The sequence below is a fragment of the Amycolatopsis sp. cmx-11-12 genome, assembly GCF_046269425.1.
GTDB lineage: Bacteria > Actinomycetota > Actinomycetes > Mycobacteriales > Pseudonocardiaceae > Amycolatopsis.
The window spans coordinates 1-1,278 of sequence record NZ_JADNQM010000096.1; the positions used below are offsets into that span (position 1 = coordinate 1).

At 64.0% G+C, this 1,278-nt stretch carries 1 protein-coding gene; it reads left to right on the forward strand.

Features of this window, described 5'->3' with window-relative positions; genetic code table 11:
- The first annotated feature begins 65 nt into the window (after positions 1–65).
- Entirely contained in the window at positions 66–1,247 is a 1,182-nt protein-coding gene (locus ACLARN_RS44070) for a DUF222 domain-containing protein (RefSeq protein ID WP_409497448.1), read from the forward strand.
- The last annotated feature ends 31 nt before the right edge of the window (positions 1,248–1,278 follow it).

A 1,278-nucleotide genomic window follows, 5' to 3' on the forward strand; every position in this document is an offset into this window, starting at 1 on the left:
GTGCCGTTTCGCGGTAACGTAAGATTACGAACACATGTTCGACAGAATTCCGGTATTATGGGGGTGTGTCCGAGACGATCCTTCCCGAGTTGCCGCAGGAGCTGTGGCGCGCTGGCAAGCTGGAGCTTGCCCACGGCGTGCAGCAGTTCTTGCAGGTGATGCGGGTAGCGTCCGCCGGATTGGGGCAGTATTTGGCGGAGATCGAGTCTCGTGGCGTGAAAGACTTGTACGGGTATGGGACGACGGTTTCGTGGTTCGCTGATATCGCGGGGTTGTCTGTGGGTGAGGCGCGGCCGTATGTGAATCGTGCGATTGATTTGAATCCGACGCGTGCTTTGGATGGCACGGAGATCCCGGCGTTCGCGCCCGCGACCGGCGTGGCGGCGGCGGACGGCGCGATCGGCGAGGAACGGATCAAACAGATCCTGGAGATCCTGCGGCAGATCCCCGGCGAGGTGCCGGTGGAGGATCGGGAGCACGCGGAGAAGACCCTCGCCGACCTGGCCCGGAAGGCGGGTCCTCGGCAGGTGTCGGAACTCGGAGAGCAACTGCTGGGATGGCTCGACCCGGACGGCAAAGAACCCAAGGACCCCGAACCTGCCCCACCCCGCCGCGAACTGACCCTGCAACGCCGCAAAGACGGCTTCTGGACCCTGAAAGGCCTCCTCGACGACGAGTCCGGGGCCCGGACCGCAGCGGCACTGGAGGCTCACGCGAAGCCTCGCCCGGTGGACGAGTTCGGTCAGGCCGACCTGCGCAGCAAAGCTGAGCGTCAGGGTGACGCGTGGGTCGACCTCGTGGACCTGGCGGTCGCCTGCCCCGACCAGCCCGGCACCAACGGCTACCGGACCTTGGTGCACGTGACCATCGGCCTCGAAGAACTCAAGACCGGCCTCGGGACCGCCTGCCTCGACTTCGTCGGCACGATGACCGCCCGCGAAGCACGCCTGGCTGCCTGCGACTGCTTGATGCTGCCGGTAGTGCTCAATGCCGCCGGGGAACCTCTCGATGTGGGACGCCTCAGACGCTTCGTCACCCCAGGCCAACGGAGAGCGTTGAACATCCGGGATCGGGGGTGCGCGTTCCCCGGCTGCCATCGGCGGCCGAAGAACTGCCACGCCCACCATATTCATCATTGGGCAGATGGCGGACCGACCGATCTGCGGAATCTAGTGCTGGTCTGTTCTTTCCATCGTGTGTCTCGAATGCGATTGAGAGGTTCTGATGTAGAAGCCAGAGTCGCTTGAAAGCAATGCTGTGTCGGAGATGAAGGTAGGT